20 protein-coding genes are annotated in these 18,675 nt (G+C 39.2%); 8 read left to right on the top strand and 12 right to left on the bottom strand.

Annotation, left to right across the window (positions count from 1 at the left end):
- Positions 1–17 precede the first annotated feature (17 nt).
- Entirely contained in the window at positions 18–566 is a 549-nt protein-coding gene (locus J580_RS14045; protein WP_002118198.1) for a tetratricopeptide repeat protein, read from the top strand.
- A gap of 25 nt (positions 567–591) precedes the next feature.
- Here the strand turns inward: J580_RS14045 and J580_RS14040 are convergent, their stop codons facing one another.
- The gene (locus J580_RS14040) at positions 592–1,488 is read right to left on the bottom strand and encodes an NUDIX domain-containing protein (RefSeq protein ID WP_017386522.1); all 897 of its coding nucleotides are present in this window, start codon (positions 1,486–1,488) and stop codon (positions 592–594) included.
- A 136-nt stretch (positions 1,489–1,624) separates the two neighbouring features.
- Between J580_RS14040 and hemP the strand changes: the two genes are divergently transcribed.
- On the top strand, positions 1,625–1,795 hold the full coding sequence (gene hemP, locus J580_RS14035) for a hemin uptake protein HemP (RefSeq protein WP_002118129.1): 171 nt from the start codon (positions 1,625–1,627) through the stop codon (positions 1,793–1,795).
- Between the two features lie 73 nt (positions 1,796–1,868).
- Here the strand turns inward: hemP and J580_RS14030 are convergent, their stop codons facing one another.
- The 4 genes from J580_RS14030 to J580_RS14015 form a co-directional block, all read right to left on the bottom strand.
- Positions 1,869–3,209, bottom strand: coding sequence for a sensor histidine kinase (locus J580_RS14030; RefSeq protein ID WP_032004618.1), 1,341 nt, complete (start codon positions 3,207–3,209; stop codon positions 1,869–1,871).
- Positions 3,206–3,868: a response regulator transcription factor gene (locus J580_RS14025; RefSeq protein WP_014207221.1), complete on the bottom strand. Its 663-nt coding sequence runs from the start codon at positions 3,866–3,868 to the stop codon at positions 3,206–3,208. The genes J580_RS14030 and J580_RS14025 overlap by 4 nt, the downstream gene beginning before the upstream one ends.
- A gap of 108 nt (positions 3,869–3,976) precedes the next feature.
- Positions 3,977–4,336 carry a NirD/YgiW/YdeI family stress tolerance protein gene (locus tag J580_RS14020; RefSeq protein WP_002118236.1) on the bottom strand — a complete coding sequence of 120 codons (360 nt, stop codon included), beginning with the start codon at positions 4,334–4,336 and terminating at the stop codon, positions 3,977–3,979.
- Positions 4,337–4,416: 80 nt separating this feature from the next.
- Entirely contained in the window at positions 4,417–6,174 is a 1,758-nt protein-coding gene (locus J580_RS14015) for a GspE/PulE family protein (RefSeq protein WP_017398589.1), read from the bottom strand.
- Positions 6,175–6,430: 256 nt separating this feature from the next.
- On the opposite strand from J580_RS14015, the gene J580_RS14010 reads away from it, so the two are divergent.
- Positions 6,431–7,702 carry an MgtC/SapB family protein gene (locus tag J580_RS14010; protein WP_032004616.1) on the top strand — a complete coding sequence of 424 codons (1,272 nt, stop codon included), beginning with the start codon at positions 6,431–6,433 and terminating at the stop codon, positions 7,700–7,702.
- A gap of 5 nt (positions 7,703–7,707) precedes the next feature.
- Here the strand turns inward: J580_RS14010 and tsaA are convergent, their stop codons facing one another.
- Positions 7,708–8,442, bottom strand: a complete 735-nt coding sequence (gene tsaA / locus J580_RS14005) for a tRNA (N6-threonylcarbamoyladenosine(37)-N6)-methyltransferase TrmO (RefSeq protein ID WP_068791278.1) — start codon at positions 8,440–8,442, stop codon at positions 7,708–7,710.
- A gap of 101 nt (positions 8,443–8,543) precedes the next feature.
- Between tsaA and J580_RS14000 the strand changes: the two genes are divergently transcribed.
- A complete protein-coding gene (locus J580_RS14000; protein ID WP_002118187.1) occupies positions 8,544–9,323 on the top strand; it encodes a ferredoxin--NADP reductase in 780 nt (259 codons plus the stop codon).
- Between the two features lie 55 nt (positions 9,324–9,378).
- Here J580_RS14000 and J580_RS13995 read toward each other — a convergent pair whose 3' ends face one another.
- A complete protein-coding gene (locus J580_RS13995; RefSeq protein WP_032004614.1) occupies positions 9,379–10,248 on the bottom strand; it encodes a PhzF family phenazine biosynthesis protein in 870 nt (289 codons plus the stop codon).
- 229 nt (positions 10,249–10,477) lie between these two features.
- Between J580_RS13995 and J580_RS13990 the strand changes: the two genes are divergently transcribed.
- The 4 genes from J580_RS13990 to abeS all read left to right on the top strand — a co-directional run bounded on the left by J580_RS13990 (position 10,478) and on the right by abeS (position 14,203).
- A complete protein-coding gene (locus tag J580_RS13990; RefSeq protein ID WP_081403652.1) occupies positions 10,478–11,944 on the top strand; it encodes a PLP-dependent aminotransferase family protein in 1,467 nt (488 codons plus the stop codon).
- A gap of 56 nt (positions 11,945–12,000) precedes the next feature.
- Entirely contained in the window at positions 12,001–13,371 is a 1,371-nt protein-coding gene (gene yegQ / locus J580_RS13985) for a tRNA 5-hydroxyuridine modification protein YegQ (protein ID WP_032004610.1), read from the top strand.
- Between the two features lie 2 nt (positions 13,372–13,373).
- Positions 13,374–13,637 (top strand): YfhL family 4Fe-4S dicluster ferredoxin, encoded by a 264-nt coding sequence (locus J580_RS13980; protein WP_032004609.1) that lies wholly within the window; start codon positions 13,374–13,376, stop codon positions 13,635–13,637.
- A gap of 236 nt (positions 13,638–13,873) precedes the next feature.
- On the top strand, positions 13,874–14,203 hold the full coding sequence (gene abeS / locus J580_RS13975) for a multidrug efflux SMR transporter AbeS (protein ID WP_002118134.1): 330 nt from the start codon (positions 13,874–13,876) through the stop codon (positions 14,201–14,203).
- Positions 14,204–14,277: 74 nt separating this feature from the next.
- Here abeS and J580_RS13970 read toward each other — a convergent pair whose 3' ends face one another.
- The 5 genes from J580_RS13970 to J580_RS13950 form a co-directional block, all read right to left on the bottom strand.
- Positions 14,278–15,054: an ABC transporter ATP-binding protein gene (locus tag J580_RS13970; protein ID WP_032004608.1), complete on the bottom strand. Its 777-nt coding sequence runs from the start codon at positions 15,052–15,054 to the stop codon at positions 14,278–14,280.
- A 9-nt stretch (positions 15,055–15,063) separates the two neighbouring features.
- Entirely contained in the window at positions 15,064–15,777 is a 714-nt protein-coding gene (locus J580_RS13965; protein ID WP_005073446.1) for an ABC transporter permease, read from the bottom strand.
- The gene (locus J580_RS13960; RefSeq protein ID WP_005073444.1) at positions 15,774–16,463 is read right to left on the bottom strand and encodes an ABC transporter permease; all 690 of its coding nucleotides are present in this window, start codon (positions 16,461–16,463) and stop codon (positions 15,774–15,776) included. The genes J580_RS13965 and J580_RS13960 overlap by 4 nt, the downstream gene beginning before the upstream one ends.
- A gap of 91 nt (positions 16,464–16,554) precedes the next feature.
- Positions 16,555–17,340 (bottom strand): ABC transporter substrate-binding protein, encoded by a 786-nt coding sequence (locus J580_RS13955; RefSeq protein ID WP_014207231.1) that lies wholly within the window; start codon positions 17,338–17,340, stop codon positions 16,555–16,557.
- Positions 17,341–17,515: 175 nt separating this feature from the next.
- Positions 17,516–18,544, bottom strand: a complete 1,029-nt coding sequence (locus J580_RS13950) for a LysR family transcriptional regulator (RefSeq protein ID WP_005068243.1) — start codon at positions 18,542–18,544, stop codon at positions 17,516–17,518.
- Positions 18,545–18,675 lie beyond the last annotated feature (131 nt).

Genomic DNA, 18,675 nt, shown 5'->3' with positions numbered 1-18,675 from the left:
TAACAGGAAATTAGGATATGTTGAAGAAAGGTGTTTTTTATATTGGTGCTGTTCTTATGGTCGGCTGTACAACTCTGCCCGATCATTCTGACTCCAAAGAGAAAACACCTACTCCTCCAGTCAAAAAGACGGAAACTCCATCAGGTGTAAAAATTACGCCTTATGATCACCCAGAAATTCAACGTAAGAATTTACAGGTGATTGTTCCTCAACAGAAAAAACCACAACATTTTAGTGATGATGGTAGCCAGTTACCTGCATTTAAAGTTTTAATGCAAAAAACACAGCAGGCTTATAAAAATCAGCAATGGTCAGAGGCAGAGCGCTATGCACTTCAAGCACAGCGTTTAGCACCACAGGCCGCTGAGACTTATTTATTTCTTGCACTTACGGCAAATCATAAACAGCAATATTCTAATGCTGAGTCTTTAGCAAGACGTGGTTTGAGTTTTGCCCAAAGTCAGCCAATGAAAAAGCAGCTTTGGTTGGTTATCTTAAAAGCTGGGCAACAACGCAATAATCAAAAAACTGTTCAAGAAGCACAACAAGCATTAAAAGCTCTCTAGCTTTTAATGCTTTTTTATTTTCTCATTAGAAATTACGAATACCTGCTAAGCCATATGCACCATGCTGCTGTGCAGTGGCTAAATCTTCCGGATCCACTCCTCCTAATGCAAAAACCGGAATCTGGCTATTTTGAGCGAGATCACTAAAACGTTCCCAACCTAATGCTACAGCTTCTGGATGAGTCATTGTTGATTTTACAGGACTAATAAAAACAGCATCACAACCAATCTGCTGAGCTTGCTTTAAAGAAACAGCATCATGACAAGCAGCAATATATCGTACGCCCACTGTTAAATCGCCTTTATGCAAATTCATGAGCTGAGATTGTTTTAAATGAACGGTCTTTATTTGTTTTTGTAATTCAGGACTTAATTGCTGCCACATATCGATATTAATAATTAAATTTGATCGTTGCCCTTCATCTAAAGCAGTTAATTGCTCTATATACTGCGGCTCAAATTCTTCGATACGCCAGTACAATAAAGCATCACTGCTTTCTACCATTGAAAGCGTATTGCTAATTTTGATGAGATGAGGCCAGTAGAGCCTTTTTATAATATCTTTATTCGCTTTTGGAAAGTTTAGATGAAGCAACTGTTCACGTGTATACCAGGCCCATGGTTGATGAATAAGATTTAATAACTCGTCAGGTACATAACTATGGAACAAATGAAGGTTGACGATAATGTCATCATATTCATGGTGAATATAATCAAACTGGTGCCAATCTTTTAAACCAATACCCACTTCTTCATAGATTTCACGGCGGCAGGCTTCTTCTGGTGTTTCACCCTGCTCCACCTTTCCACCAGGGAACTCATGCTTTCCACCTTGATGTTGCTGCTCTTCGCGCCATCCAACTAATATTTTTCCACGATGGATCAAGATTGCTATAGCGACATCGACTATTGGTTTGGGCATCTTTTTACTCTCTAAAACTTTTCTCAAGTGTAAGCAAATTTTATCATTTTATAAAATCTTAAAAATCTCATTGACAGATCTATTCGATAATGATTATCATTTAAATCGTTCAAGAACATACCACGGAGCACAACAAATGAACGCACCTTTTAGCTTATTTACCCGTAACAATGACACAGCTCACGCCTTACCAATGTTACATTCTAATAACCTCTTTGCATTAGGCCGTGAAATTCGCATTATGCATGCTGGCGAGGAATATCGTTTACGCCTCACTCGCAACAATCGCCTAATTTTAACTAAATAAAAAACATACTCGCGTTTCAATAATATTCGTGGGAAAACAAAAAATGGATAGCATGGGTAACCATGCTATTTTTTTATGAAGGAAGAATAATCTCTGCTCTCAGCCCACCTTGTTCAGCATGCATAAAACGTAACTTGCCATTATGCAATTCAATAATTTTTCGAGTAATTGAAATTCCTAAGCCAGAACCTTGCTGCTGAGTACCAAGTACCCGAAAAAAACGCTGCCCTAACCGTAATAGCACTTCATCATCTACTCCATTTCCCGTGTCTTCAATAGACACCTTAATTTGCTGTTCATATTGACTAATCTCAACATGAATAGAGCCTAGTGTCGGACTATAACGAATGGCGTTATCAAATAAATTTCTAAAAGCAATAAACAGTAATTCTTCATTCGCATATGTTTTAGTTTCTGTCGATAAGGTATTTACCTCTATCAACATCTGTTTAGCTTTCGCATCTAAATCTACAGTTTCAATCACTCTAGCCAGTAAGTAATTTAAATCGATAACTGTCTTAGGAAGTTCAGGCTGTTCAGCTTCATTAGGTTCTAAGCGGGCCAGAAGAAGTAAATTCTCAAGTATTTTTGTACTTCTAGAAACGTCTTCTTGTATGCGTTCAAAATCTTGATGAAGTTCTGGAAGATGTTGGTATTTACGCTGTAAAACCTGAAGACGCATTTGTATAGCAGATAACGGAGAACGTAGCTCATGCGAAGCATCCGCGGTAAAACGCTGTTCAGCAACAAGAGCCCTTTGCAATCTCGCAAGCAATTGATTTAATGCATCTATAACAGGTTGAATTTCTGTAATGACATCTGGTTCTTGAATTGGCTCTAAATTTGATGCAGTTTTTTGAGCAATTCGTCTAGAAAGTAAATTGAGTGCAGCCAATTGATGCTCGGTACGCCAACTTACAATGACCCATTGCAGTAACCAAAACAACACCATAAGACCGCTATATCCAGCAAGTGCTTTGAGTACCTCTTCAACACGTGTACTCATTGGTTGAAAAACTTCAACTTGTAGCTGAGAGTCTTCTTGTTGTGCAGCCAGACTACGCCATAATTGGCCATCAAACCAAAAATACGAAAAACCTTCTGATAAGTTACCTTGCTCAAAAAGTTCATGCTGATAGCTATGAGAATGAGTAAGTACTTGGCCTGTGTTTAATAACTCATACTGAATATCAAATTCATCACTCAGCTCATCAAACTGTTTCATGGAATGTTCAGAAAGATCAGAAACCAGCAAAGTATCTGAAATTTCATCCATGATTTCATCTTGCACTGACATGTTGTGATAGATAGAAAATATGGTGAGTAAGCTTAAAGCCAGTAATCCCACCACGATACTACTCCACATCGTAGTTTTAACCAGTTGAGACTGCAAAGATGAGCGATTCGATTTCATTTTACATCTCCCATACGGTAGCCGAGCCCCCGTATGGTTTTAATACTGCTGCTTCCGATTTTTTTTCGAAGTTGATAAATAAATACCTCGATTGCGTTACTTTCAATTTCCTCGCCCCATGCATAGAGTGCTTCTTCTAATTGATCACGGGTAATAATATGCTCGGGATGCACCATAAGCTTACGCAATATTTGGAATTCTTTTGCCGTTAAATCGATAGACTTGCCAGCGCTTAATACGACTTTCGCTTGTGTATCAAGTTGTAGGTCACCCCATGTTAAAACCGATTGCTGACTCAAAGTTTGTTTGCGTAATTGAGCGCGGATGCGAGCCGATAATTCTTCTAAACTAAAAGGCTTAACCAAATAATCATTTGCACCTAAATCTAGCCCCTCTACCCGATCATGAATGCTGTCACGTGCAGTAATAAAAATAACAGGAACATTTTTTTGTTTGTGACGGATCGTTGTTAAAACCTTTTCACCAGCCAGTTGAGGTAGTCCCCGATCAAGCAAAATACAGTCATAATCATGCTGTTCGATTGCCGTAAGTGCATAATCACCTCTTTCGACCCAATCCACCTGATAACCGTCTAACTCTAACCATGATTGAATGCTTTCAGCTTGAGAGCGATCATCTTCTGCAAGCAAAATTCTCATCTATTTTTCCTGTTATATCCTGATTTGATCTTGCCAAGCCTTTATAAAAAAAGCAAAGCCGCATGATTTAAATGCGGCTAAAAGTAGTAGATCTACAGACCTTATTCATTAGAACTGAACTTGATCCACATCAATTTCTACGCGTTTTAAAGGTTTATAGTCAATGTCTACTTCACCAATTAAAGTCACATTTGTATTGGCTGAAATAGGGCGACCTTGCCAAAGTTCATCATCTACATCAATTGTAATGCTACCTGTCTTATCACGGAATTGATATTTTTCATCACCTAAAGACTTTACAACCTGACCATGTAATTTGATCGGTGTATTATCTTTTGAGGTTAATGCCTGTTTTACTGTGGTGACAGTTGCCGGAGCAATTGCAGCTTGATTCACTGGTGTATTCGCCACAACTACGCCTGCAGCAGTCATACCAGCAGTCATCAACATTACTTTAAGCATATTCATATTATTACTCTCTGTTTATGGTTCCCTTTTGGGATAAAGCAATTAAATCAACCATAAATGAGGTGAATCTTAAGAAAAACTTAATTTAATGGCACAACCCTCAAGACCTCTTCTAATGTCGTAAGTCCTTCAATCACTTTACGGGCTCCCGCAATTCTTAAAGGTTCTATACCTTCTTTTTTAGTTTGAGTTCTTAAATCATTTAATGTCACATGACTACTAATAAGGTGTTTAAGCTCAAGACTGACTGGCATAAATTCGTAAATACCGACTCGCCCTTTATAGCCTGTATGACGACATTCTTCACAGCCTACCGCTTGATAAACCGTTTCAGGCATTTCCATAATGTAGTCAAAGGTTAAGTGTTCCCACTCATCCTCATTAATATGAGTTTTTTGCTTACAGTGTGGGCAAAGCTGGCGGACTAAGCGCTGCGCGAGAACACCCAAAATTGTTGCAGCTGTCAGAAATGGCTGTACACCCAAATCATGCAACCGAGTCAAACTAGACGGTGCATCATTGGTATGTAAAGTTGATAAAACCAAATGACCTGTTAATGCTGCCTGAATGGCCATATTCGCTGTATCTTGATCACGAATTTCCCCAATCATAATAATGTCGGGATCTTGTCGCATCAGTGCACGCACGCCGTCTGCAAAGCCTAATTCAATTGCATTATTGACCTGCATTTGGTTAAAACTAGGCTCTAGCATTTCAATCGGATCTTCAATGGTACATACATTGACCTGCTCGGTTGCAAGCTGCTTTAAGGATGAATATAGCGTGGTCGTTTTACCAGAGCCTGTAGGACCCGTGACTAAAATAATGCCGTGGCTATTTTTTGTTAATTGTTGCCACTGTTGCAATAAACGCTCTTCAAAACCTAGTTGCTGAAAAGAACGCACCAGCACATCAGGATCGAAAATTCGCATGACCAGTTTTTCACCAAATGCGGTTGGTAAGGTTGATAAACGTAATTCGGTTTCTTGTCCTTTAGGTGTACGTGTTTTTAACCGGCCATCTTGTGGTTTACGTTTTTCCGCTACATTCAAACGTCCTAAAATTTTAATCCGAGAAATCACGGCGGTCAGAGTATTTGAAGGCATGTTATAAATGGTGTGTAAAACGCCATCAATCCTAAACCTGACTTTACCATTATCTTTACGCGGTTCCATGTGAATATCACTGGCACTCTGCTCGAATGCGAACTGTAAAATCCAATCGACCAACTTCACTATATGCTGATCATTCGCATCTGGATTTTGACTATCGCCAAGCTGCAAAAGTGCTTCAACATTTTTACTGTCGCGGTCATGAGCCGCATCTTTTTGAGCCGAGTTTACCGCGCGACTTACCTGATAATATTCTCGCAAATAACGTTGTAACTGTTCGGGATTAAGCAGTACCCGTTCAATTTTTTTAGGCGCTAGACTTCGTTCGAGATTATTGAGCCAATCTGTTTGAAATGGTTGATCTGTTCCAATCACGATTCGGTCAGCATGAATTTCAACAGCTAAAATATGGTTACGAATGGCAAACTCTTGTGACATGACCTGCGTTAAAGCGCTGACATCTGCCTTTAAAGGATCGATCACAAATAGAGGTAGCTGAACCCGATCTGCAAACCATAAGCATAAGCGGTTTAAACTCAAATGCGCATGCGTGTGTTGCTGATCTTTTAAATTAAAATGTGCAATCCACTGTAATGGGTGCCACTTTAACTGGTCTTTTTGGCGGTGACTTGTCTGTACCAGTAATTTATCTCGTTCTGTTATACGGCCTTCTTGTAATAGTTGTTCTAGACACCAATATGTATCTATTTCTACATGTGCATTCATGCGTTATCCCCAATATATTTTTATAATATAGCAGAGATGTTTTATATTTAAATATCCTTTAACATCAGTTAATTAAACCAATTCTCATCTTAATATTTTTTTGTGTCACAGGTCATATTTATAGAAATATTTCCTACCTAGTTTTGTCTAAAAAAAGACACTATGCTCACTATAATAAAAAGAATAAACTGAACATGAATACATGATTTTAAAATGATTCAAATCTACATATAACAATAAGCAAAGAGGAAGTAATATGGAGCTTCCAATGACAATGTCATTACAAACAGCATCATTTGAAGAATTCATTACAGTAATTGCTGCGGCGCTTGGTTGTGGTTTATTAATTGGTTTAGAACGAGAACGAAGTAAGCTTAAACATGAATATAAAACCTTTGCGGGATTTCGATCTTTTGCCATTAGTGCATTATTAGGAGCGGTCTGTTTTATATTTGGCATTGAAATTGGAATTGTAGGTGCCTTACTCATTGGTGCTATTAGTATTGTTTCCCTCAAAAATCAGCCAAATGACCCGGGCGTGACCACCGAACTCGCCTTTATTATGACTTACTTCATTGGGGCACTTTGCATTTGGAATATTTCGCTCGCTGCTGGCCTAGCTGTGATAATGACAACTATCTTAATAGCTAAGCAGTCTATGCATGGCATTGCCAGTCAGTGGATTACTGAATCGGAGTTGCGTGATGGTATTTTTCTACTTGCCTTACTGTTAATTGCTCTGCCTTTAGTACCTAATAAGCCTTTTTGGGGGCCTGTTTTAAATCCACATGTGATTTTAAAATTACTGACTTTAATCTTATTTGTACAAGCCCTCGCCCATATTGCGAAGCGACTTTTGTCATCTAAAAATGCTTTATTGCTTTCTTCTTTAGCTTCTGGATTTGTTTCTAGTACAGCAACTATTGCCAGTTTAGGTTTAGAAGTACGCTCTGGCAAAGCCAACGCAACAACAAATGCAGGTGCTGCATTGATGTCTTGCGTTTCAACACTGATTCAAACCTTAATTATTGTGATCGGTATTAGCTTTGCTTGGTTCAAACTGATTATATTTCCTACACTTATTGCCTTACTAGTTTTAGCAGTATGGGCTTTTATTTTATTACGTAAATCCGAACCTAGTACGGCTTCGCCCGAGCTTGACTCAAGAATGTTCAGCTTAAAAGAAGCCATTATTATTGCGGGTACACTTACCCTTATTCAGGCAGGTGTTTATGGTTTAAGTCTATCTTTAGGCGATGCGGGATTAATCGCGGGGACCTTACTTGCTTCTTTATTTGAAATACATGCAGCTATAGCGGCGGTCATTGTGCAAGGTGAACCTGATAGCGCACATATGACACCTTTATTAATTGCCTTTTTAGGAGGTTTTGCAGTTCACGCTCTTGCTAAAAGTGTGAACTCTGCAATTTCGGGCGGACTACGCTATGCCCTTGCTTTCGTTCCCGCCCAGCTCATTCATATGGCTATTTTTATTACTTTACTTTGGCTCAACATCCACTGGTTTTAAAATATCTATTGTGCAAGCGCAGAAGTCTTCACCACATCAATGACGGTAACTACAAATTGATCGACCTTAAAATGAATATCAAAGTCTGAAAATTTCATTTTATAGATTCTTTCAGGGTCTTCTTGGTAGGCAGGCCGAGGATCTAAAGCTAACACTTGCTCAAGCTCATCAATGTACTGCGAATCTATTTCTTTATTTTGAAGAAAATATTTTTGAGCTGTTAACGCAGTTTCATTCCAAATAACTGCCTTTCGTTCTGGTTCTGCATGCGCATAACCACTTTGAGCCTCCGCAATTGCATCAGAATATTGAATATAAGGTTTGATATCTAAAATTGGGGTGCCATTTAATAAATCACTTCCAGTGACATAGACACGCACAGACTTCCCCACTTTTTCGACTTTATTAAGTTTTACGACTGAAAGCCCGATTGGAGAAGGTCTATACATACTTCGTGTAGCAAATACTCCAATTTTTTCATTACCACCTAAACGTGGCGGACGAACCTGTGGACGGAACTTAGCTGCATTGCCTTGATTTTTATTGTCATGAAACTGCCAAACTAACCAGAGATGACTAAATTGCTCAATTCCCTCAAATGCTAACAAGTCGTTATATGGTTCTACCATATCAATATAAGACTCGATATTGACCAAATTAGGCTGGCGTGGAATACCGAATTTTTCACGATAGGGAGAGCACATGTGGCCAATGATGGGGAAGGTGACAGAATTGATCATCACTTTTTCTTATAAACACAATTAAATATATTCAGTTTATCGGGAATGAAATTAGATTAGAATAGCAATCTGTTTTCTTTTAATCGTGATCGAGACCTTTAATGGCTGCTTTTAACGTTGAACGCATTACTCATGTTCACCACTGGAATGACACTCTTTTCAGTTTTAAAACTACACGCGATACCAGCTTACGTTTTAAAAATGGTCAGTTCGTAATGATCGGACTTGAAGTGAATGGCAAACCGTTAATGCGTGCGTATTCGATTGCAAGTGCAAACTACGAAGAAGAGTTAGAATTCTTCTCAATTAAAGTACAAGACGGTCCTTTAACTTCGATTTTGCAAAAAGTACAAGTTGGTGATGAAATCTTAGTTTCTAAAAAACCAACAGGTACTTTGGTTCATGATGACCTTTTACCAGGTAAAAACTTATACCTTTTATCTTCTGGTACTGGTCTTGCTCCATTCTTATCAATTATTCGTGATCCAGAAACTTACGAACGCTTTGAAAAAGTAATCGTTGTTCATGGTACACGCTATATTTCTGAATTAGCTTATCAAGACCTTATCTTGAACGAATTACCAAACCACGAATTCTTTGAAGAGTTAGGTATTAAAGACAAGCTTGTTTACTACCCAACTGTTACTCGTGAACCTTTCCACACTCAAGGCCGTGTAACAACTGCAATTGAAACTGGCGCTTTATTCGAAAAAATCGGTTTACCACGCTTCAACCGTGAAACTGACCGTGCAATGCTTTGCGGTAGCCCTGCATTCTTAAAAGACGTGGCTGCATTACTTGACCAACACGGTTTAGTTGAATCACCTCGTATGGGTGAAATGGGCGACTACGTCATTGAACGTGCGTTCGTAGAAAAATAATTTTTTCTAGACATAAAAAAACCGAGGCAAAGTCCTCGGTTTTTTTATGTCTGTTTTACAATTTAATTGTGCCATCGATACAGGTGACAGCGGTTCCACCCACTAAAATTTTATCTTGATACAATTCAAGTTGAAGTTGTCCGTCTCGACCTACCGCCCCACCTTGTGAAGAAACTACGACATCATTTTGTGCAGGAAGAATCCCATAATAACGAATAAATGAAGCTACGCTACCATTACCACTACCACAAACAGGATCTTCATTTATTCCACATGAAGGGGCAAATGAACGAACTTCTATGTGTTTTTGTTCATCATTATTTTCATGAAAACCAAAAACTGTCGCACCCGTAACTTTCATTTCTAAGTCATGTTCTTTTAAAGCGGCAAAGTCTGGTTGGCTATCTAAAACAGCGTCAGCATTAACAGCCTGCAATACAATCCAGCGTGCCCCTACATCCACCAATGCAGCGTTCCATTGAGTATTAATTTCACATTTTAAAATTTCTGCTAACTTTTCAGTGTGCATTGCATCTAGTGGAGTAATTTTAGGCTTAGGTAGTTCAAATGAAATATGACTTGACTCACTCACGGTCAGAGTCACTAAACCAGCACCGCACTGCTGTACCAGCTTACCTTCTTTCGCTTTAATTAGATTAGCCTCAAGCAAAGCATAGGCAGTACCAATTGTAGGATGGCCTGCAAATGGCAACTCACTTTGCGGAGTAAAGATTCGTACCTGATAGTCAGCTTGTGAATCGGTCGCAGGGAGCACAAATGTAGTTTCAGAAAGATTGGTCCAGTTCGCAATGGCTTGCATCTGTTCAGATGTTAAGGTACTGGCGTCCATAATGACCGCAACAGGATTTCCTTTAAATGCTTGTGAAGTAAAAACATCAACTTGTTTAAATGCAACAACAGACATAGACCTCTCCTACTGATTTTGTAATTTAAAATATGGTTTTTAAGTCCTCACCATTTCTTGATCTTACTGATTTATTTTTAATGGTCACAGTATCAGTTAATATGAAAAATAATAGACACAGTTATTAAAACTATATCCCTATTAAATGGATTAATCTAAATGCATAACAATATTTGAGATAAATCAGGGATCGCTATAAAGTGTATCCATTGCTTTGGCTTTTTAATGAATGGATATGTACAAATATAAAAAAGTGAGTGATGACCTCACCCTGCAAATTCAAAATGGCAGGCAGCCTATTGGTTCTCGGTTGCCATCAATTCGAGATTGTGCCCAGCATTATCAGGTCAGTATTAATACCGTAAAAGAAGCTTATCGCCAGCTTGAAGATCAAGGTTTAATTTCAGTTCGTCCACAGTCTGGTTACTATGTTTGTCATGCACCTTCAAACTTACTAGAACTCGAAGAGCGTTATGTCAGTGAAGAAAAAGTATCACTTTCAGGAGTTAGTTGTTTTCTCGCACAAATTGTTAAAAAGCAGATGGACCCTGACTATGTCAATTTGGCCCTAGCTTGCCCTTCTGGGGAAAATTTCTATCCAATTGAACGCTTAAAACGCTTAACTGCTCAGGTGTTGCGCTCTCAATCAGATATTTTTAAAAGCTATACCTTGCCGCCCGGTTCTATACGTTTACGTACTCAAATTGCTAGGCGAAGCTTACAGCTAGGTATGTTTCTTTCAGCAGATGATATTGTGCTGACTCATGGCACGATGGAGGCTTTAAGTCTTGCGATTATGGCAACCACTCAAGCGGGTGACAGCATAGCGCTTGAGATTCCAACATTTCACAACCTGTACCCACTCCTCCATAATTTAGGCCGAAAAATTGTAGAAGTGCCGACCTCACCACATACAGGTATGTGCCTAAATGCTCTTGAAGAACTCTTAAAATCTCAAAGTGTACAAGCCATTTTAACCATTCCAACAGGACATAACCCCCTCGGTTTTAGCATGCCTGAAAGTAACCGTCGTCGCTTGGCAGAGTTAGCTAATCAGTTCCAAGTTCCTGTCATTGAAGATGCGATGTATGCCGAATTGCAACTCACCGAGCCCCTCTTACCCAACATCAAAGCGTTTGACCAAAACGGATGGGTTTTGGTGTGTGGTAGCTATACCAAGACTGTAGCACCTGATTATCGGATTGGTTGGTTAGAAGCTGGGCGCTTTCGTAATATTGTGCAGCAGCTTAAATTTACAACCACTGTTGCAGAGCCAGCTTTACTCACAGAAACGTTAGGCCTTTTCTTAGAAAATGGTGGTTATGACCTGCATTTACGTCAACTCAAAAAACGCTATCAACAACAAATTGACACCATCAAATCTTATATTTGCCGCTTTTTCCCAATCGGTACTCGAGCCAGTCGTCCACAAGCGGGATTTATTTTATGGTTAGAACTACCCGAATCAATTGATACCCTAGAACTGTTTCACCGAGCAATGGACGAAAAAATCTTATGTATGCCGGGAATTTTGTGTTCGGCTGATAAACGTTTTAGTCATTGTTTACGAATTGCAGCTTGTTTTGAGTTAAATCCCAAAATGTTAAATGCTTTGATGCGCTTAGGAGAGCTAGCAAAAAATATACTGCCCGTACAAAAGGATGATGATCAAATCCCTACTAATTCAGTAGGTTGAATCCCAAATGTGGAGTTAATAAAATAAAACCATATATTTTTTATGCCTTTTATTTTATGAAAACTGAGCTTCTCTCTCCCGCAGGTTCACTTAAAAACATGCGCTATGCTTTTGCCTATGGTGCAGATGCCGTATATGCAGGCCAACCACGTTACAGTTTACGTGTGCGCAATAATGCTTTTGATCATGACAACCTAAAAATCGGAATTGATGAAGCCCACGCTTTGGGCAAAAAGTTTTATGTTGTGGTGAACATTCAACCGCATAACAGCAAATTAAAAAACTTTATTCGTGATCTTGAACCAATTGTAGCGATGCAACCAGATGCACTCATTATGTCTGATCCGGGCTTAATCATGATGGTGCGTGAGCATTTTCCTGATGTGCAAATTCATCTATCTGTTCAAGCCAACGCCATTAACTGGGCCACTGTTAAGTTTTGGAAAGATTATGGTTTAAGCCGTGTGATTTTATCGCGTGAGTTATCTTTAGAAGAAATAGAAGAAATCCAGCAAAACGTACCAGATATTGAACTCGAAGTTTTTGTACATGGTGCACTATGCATGGCCTATTCAGGCCGTTGCCTACTCTCTGGTTATATGAATAAACGTGATGCCAACCAAGGTGCTTGTACCAATGCGTGCCGTTGGGACTATAAGTTGCATGAAACTCAAGAAGATGCAAACGGCGATGTAATTCCAGTTACTCAGCTCAACGCGTCAGAAAAGTCTTGCTGCTCATCAGCACAATCAGAAATAACCTCAGCTCAAACGCTGCTGGTACAACGCAATGATGAAGAAATGTTTGCGGCTGAAGAAGACGAACACGGCACCTATTTTATGAACTCTAAAGATTTACGTGCGGTACAACATGTAGATCGTTTAACCAAAATGGGGATTGCCTCACTGAAAATTGAAGGCCGTACTAAATCCTATTTTTACTGTGCCCGTACTGCTCAAATTTATCGAAAAGCTATTGATGATGCTTTAGCAGGTAAACCCTTTGACCCAAGCTTAATGACCCAACTCGAAGGTTTGGCAAACCGTGGTTATACCGAAGGCTTTTTGAGACGTCATGTGCATAGCGAATATCAAAACTATGCTGATGGTTCATCGCGTTTCGACTACCAACAATTTTGTGGAGAGGTTTTAGAACGTCACGGCGATTATATTCGCATTGAAGTTAAAAACCGTTTTGTGGTGGGCGACTCACTTGAGCTGATGACGCCTCAAGGCAATATCACCTTTACCTTAACCGAAATGCGCGATTTAAAAGGTAACCCAATTACCGATGCTAAAGGTTCGGGGCATTTTGTTGAAATTCCACTCTCACAAGATGTTGAGGTTAGTTATGCCTTACTCATACGCAATTTGCCTCATGCCAAGGAAAACATTACTGCCTCTACGTTAACCTATTCAGCGAGTTAAATATGGCGCTTTTGATTACAAGTGACTGCATCAATTGTGATATGTGCTTACCAGAATGCCCCAATACAGCTATTTTTGAAGGCAACAAGGTTTATGAAATTGATCCACACCGTTGTACCGAATGTGTAGGCTTTTATGATGCACCCACATGTAAGGCGGTTTGCCCTATCGATTGCGTAAAACCAGACCCTGCACATATTGAAAATAAAGAGCAACTGCTAGAGAAATTTAAGGATTTAAATATACTCGGCGAATCTATCTCTTAAAAAGTCTATCGAGGATCAGGCTAAGGTGGCTGATCCTCTTAAATGACTATACAGATCAATGATTAAATAAATGAATAAATAGCTTAAGCCACTTTGCTAATGATAAAATCAAATGATCAGTTCAGTTTGTTTTACTGGTATTTTTGTACCCCAAAAATTGCACAATCGTTAAAACTGGTCTAACCATTTCAACATTTCATATAGATTGATTAAAACTCTTTCTGGCGTAGCTCCCCATGTCTTATCTTTATTTAGCAATTGCAATTGCTTGTGAAGTCGTTGCAACTTCAGCCTTAAAAGCATCTCAAGGTTTTACTGTTCCCATTCCGTCCATCGTTACTGTTGTGGGCTATGCAATTGCTTTTTATTTATTATCCCTGACGCTAAAAACAATTCCGATCGGGATTGCATATGCCATTTGGTCGGGTGCGGGTATTATTTTAATTTCTGCAATTGGCTGGATATTTTACAAACAGCATTTAGACTTGGCGGCCTGTATTGGTCTTACTTTAATGATTGCAGGTATTATCATTATTAATGTGTTTTCTAAAAATACCCATTTATAAAATATAAATAAAAAGAAACCGAGTACGATGAAACTCTTTTTATAAAAAATTTCACCTTACTCGGTATGAACAGCTTATTTCAAACTGCCCGTCAAAAATTGTTTTAAACGCTCACTTTTCGGGTTATTGAGTACTTCATCAGGATGGCCCTGTTCCTCAATTTTCCCTTGATGCAAAAAAATCACTTGATTAGATACATGACGCGCGAAGCCCATTTCATGTGTCACCACAATCATAGTACGTCCTTCTTCAGCCAAGCCCTGCATTACCTTTAGTACCTCACCCACCAACTCTGGATCAAGCGCGCTGGTTGGTTCATCGAACAACATAACTTCTGGTTCCATAGCCAAAGCACGAGCAATCGCTACACGTTGCTGCTGACCACCAGATAAAAATGCCGGATATTTACTTTCAACACTTTCAGGTAATCCAACTTTGCGTAGATATTTCCTTGCACGCTCTTCAGCTTCAGCACGTTTCACCCCAAGTACGTGAATGGGCCCTTCAATGACATTTTCCAGCACTGTCATGTGAGACCACAAATTAAAATGCTGAAATACCATCATGAGCTGGGTACGCATTTTTTGTAGTTGCTTTGGTTGAACTACTTTTAAATTGCCTTTTTTATCAAAGACTGTACGCAGTTTTTCACCATTAAGCTTAATGGTGCCATTGCTCGGTTGTTCCAAAAAGTTAATACAACGCAGCAAGGTACTTTTACCTGAACCCGATGAACCAATGATACTAATTACATCACCGGCATTTGCATCAAGTGATATTCCTTTAAGCACTTCATGATCGCCGAATTTCTTATGTAAATCGCGAATCACTAGTTTTGCAACGTGTTCCATTTATGTCTCCTAATGATTCGATGGCTTTAAAAATGCCAACCAACGTTTTTCCAACTTACGAAATATCCAAATCAAAATAAATGCCAGCATTGCATACAACACCGCGGCAATTCCAAAAGCATTGAAGGTGTCATAGGTTGCCGCATTCACATCACGCGCAATTTTTAAAATGTCAGGAACAGTTGCTGTAAATGCAATGGTTGTCGCGTGCAACATTAAAATGACTTCATTGCCGTAAAAAGGTAAAGCACGGCGTAACATCGATGGAATGATAATGCGAGTGTACCGTTTCCATTTTGACATACCGAAAGCTTGTGCAGCCTCAATCTCTCCATGGGGAATAGAACGAATCGCCCCAGCGAAGATTTCAGTGGTATATGCACCAGTATTGAGCGCGAATGCCAAAATGGTGCAATTTATGCCCTCTCGAAAAAAAGCATCAAGTGTCTGGTGCTCATGGACATAATCAAAGCTATAAATACCTGAATAAATAATCAGCAGTTGGATATAAAGTGGTGTGCCACGAAAAACATAGGTATATAACCAAACTGGGCCACGCAACCAGATATTTTCTGATACTCGTGCAAGTGATAAAGGCACAGCAAGCACAAAACCAATGCCAATAGAAAGCACCAATAACCAAGTCGTCATCGCTACGCCAGTCATTTGCAAACCATCAGTCCAAAGGTATGCCTGCCAATATTGTTGAAGGATTTCAATCATAATTGTCCCTTCCTTACACCAGCAGAATAACGACGTTCAAGCCACATTAAAATCAGATTCGACACGGTGGTAATTGCTAAATAAATGGCAGCAGCTACGATGCTGAAAAAGAACAGTTGCATGGTACTTCTACCCGCATCTTGCGTAATTTTTACAATGTCAGTCAGGCCAATAATAGAAACTAGTGCGGTCGCCTTAATCAAAACTTGCCAGTTATTACCAATACCAGGCAAAGCGAAACGCATCATTTGAGGGAATAATACACGGTGAAAAACCTGCCACGGAGTCATTCCATAGGCCATTGCTGCTTCAATTTGGCCTTTAGGAACCGATTGAAATGCACCACGAAAGGTCTCGGTAAAATATGCACCATAAATGAACGCTAAAGTAATCACCCCCGCCACAAATGGGTTGATATCAATTTGGTCCATTTGCAGTGCTTCAGTAATTTGGTTGAGCCCCAACTGCAAGCTATAAAATAACAGCAGCATAATCACCAAGTCAGGCACACTTCGAATGAGCGTAGTGTAAGCGGTTGCTATATAACGTAAAATTTTAATACTAGAGAGTTTTGAGCTCGCACCAATTAAGCCAATAATCACAGAAAGTAAAAGTGACAACAACGCAAGCTGTATGGTCATCCATGTCCCGCTGAGCAGGAGTGGCCCAAAGCCAGAAAAAAACATGACTCATCTTCTCCTTAAAAACAATATCTAATATTGATGAGATGAGAATAGATCTAAAAATGTCGGCTTAAAGCCGACATTTTTCACATCATTAGTAAATGCTAAAGGAGAAATATTTTTTCTCGAGTTTTTTGTATGTACCATCTGCAATGATTGCAGCGAGTGCTTTATTAATATTGGCTTTTAAATCCGCATCTTCTTTGCGTAAACCAATAGCTGCGCCTACACCTAGTGTTTTTGCATCAACCACATTACCGCCAGCAAAACTGAAGTTTTTACCTTTTGGTTGTTTTAAGAAAGCGCCATCAACCATAATTGCGTCTTGTAAAGTTGCATCCAAGCGACCTGACATCATGTCTTGATAAATCAAATCTTGGACTGGATAAGGTACAACCGTTACACCTTTTGGCGCCCAATAGGTTTTAGCATAAGTTTCTTGAATTGTGCCCTGTTGTACACCGACACGTTTACCTTTCAAAGAGGCAGCTGTAGGTAATAAAGGCGAGCCTTTTTTTGCAACCATACGGGTTGGTGTATTGTAGATTTTGCTACTAAATGCAATTTGTTTTGCACGTTCATCAGTGACTGTCATTGATGAAAGAATGCCATCAAATTTTTTCGCTTTAAGTGCTGGAATCATCCCATCAAAAGAGTTTTCAACCCAAACACATTTGGCTTTGAGTTTTGCACAAATTGCATTACCCAAATCAACATCAAAACCAGTTAACTTGCCATCTGGTGTTTTATATTCAAACGGCGCATAAGACGACTCAGTACCAAAACGAATCACCTTCCAATCCTTTGCTTGAACATTCGTCGCAACAGCAGCCAAAACTAGGGTTGTTGAAACGAACATTTTTTTCATAAAGCTTGCCATCTTGAAGCTTCTCCTTAAAATCCTAATAAGGTGATAAAAACTTGAGCAATTTCTAAATTACTCTTCTGCTGAAAGAATTGCAATTTCTATACCAGTAAATTAAGGATTTATGAAGATGACTAAACAGTGGATTCTATTAATTGATTAAATGTTGAAAAATCACTCAAATTTTAAGTTAGTTTTTGAGTGTATAAGCTTCTGCCATATTTTCATTTTCAACCAATGTCCGAATGGTGTATTCATGATTATGTTCTTTAGCACTGGCAAATTCACATTTTTGATCCAATGACATTGAACAACCACTCAACAATGGACAACCTGCAAATAATTCAGCCACCCAATCTACGAAGACTCGAACTTTAGGCGATAAATGACGATTTTGTAGATAAACGACTGATATTGGCATAGGTGCAGGTAACCATTCAGTCAATACTTCCCTAAGTGCACCAGATTCCAAATGTTTTGCTACCATGTAATATGGGCATTGAATTAAGCCAAAACCTTGCACTGCCAAATCAATATATGAATCACCATCGTTGACAGAAACACGCCCTTTCACACCAACGCTATGAATCTCACCGTTCACCATGAAATCCCAGTCGATATTGCGTCCTGTACGGCTGTTAAAGTAATGCACGACCTGATGTTTTTGTAGATCCTCAATAGTTTTGGGTTCGCCATGCTCCATTAAATAACGTGGTGCAGCAACTGTCACACACTGAATTGTTCCGATACGGCGCGCAACTAAACTTGAATCTTTCAGTTGACCAATACGAATGACACAGTCCACTGCATCTTGAACCAAATCGACCGGACGATCACTCATTCCAATCACCAAATCAATATCAGGATACTTGGAATGAAAATCACAAAGCATCGGAATCAGAATCAGCCGCCCGATTGAAGCTTTAACATCAATACGCAGTCGTCCTCGTGGTCCGCGCTCCGAATCATGAAAAGTTGATTCTACGTCTTCGACATCAGCTAAAATTCGCGAAGTACGCTCATAATAAACCGCACCATCTGGTGTCAAACTAAGTTTGCGGGTTGTTCGGTTAAGCAATCGAACTTGTAAATGTTTCTCTAAAGCCTGAATAGTTGTAGTCACTGAAGCACGCGGTAGGCCTAAACTGTCAGCCGCTAAACTGAAACTATTTGTTTCGACAACTTTGTTAAATACTTTCATGGCATGAAATAGATCCACACGCACACTCCTATCAATCAATGCATTTTTTAATCAAATACACCAATTGTTATAAAAATACGAATAGTGTTATCGAATTTAATATATTTATTCGTGATTGACAAACTTTTATGCTCCGTCCATCCCATAAA

The organism is Acinetobacter sp. 1542444, from assembly GCF_000581835.1.
Taxonomy (GTDB): domain Bacteria; phylum Pseudomonadota; class Gammaproteobacteria; order Pseudomonadales; family Moraxellaceae; genus Acinetobacter; species Acinetobacter pittii.
This window is presented reverse-complemented; position numbering and strand designations above follow the sequence as displayed.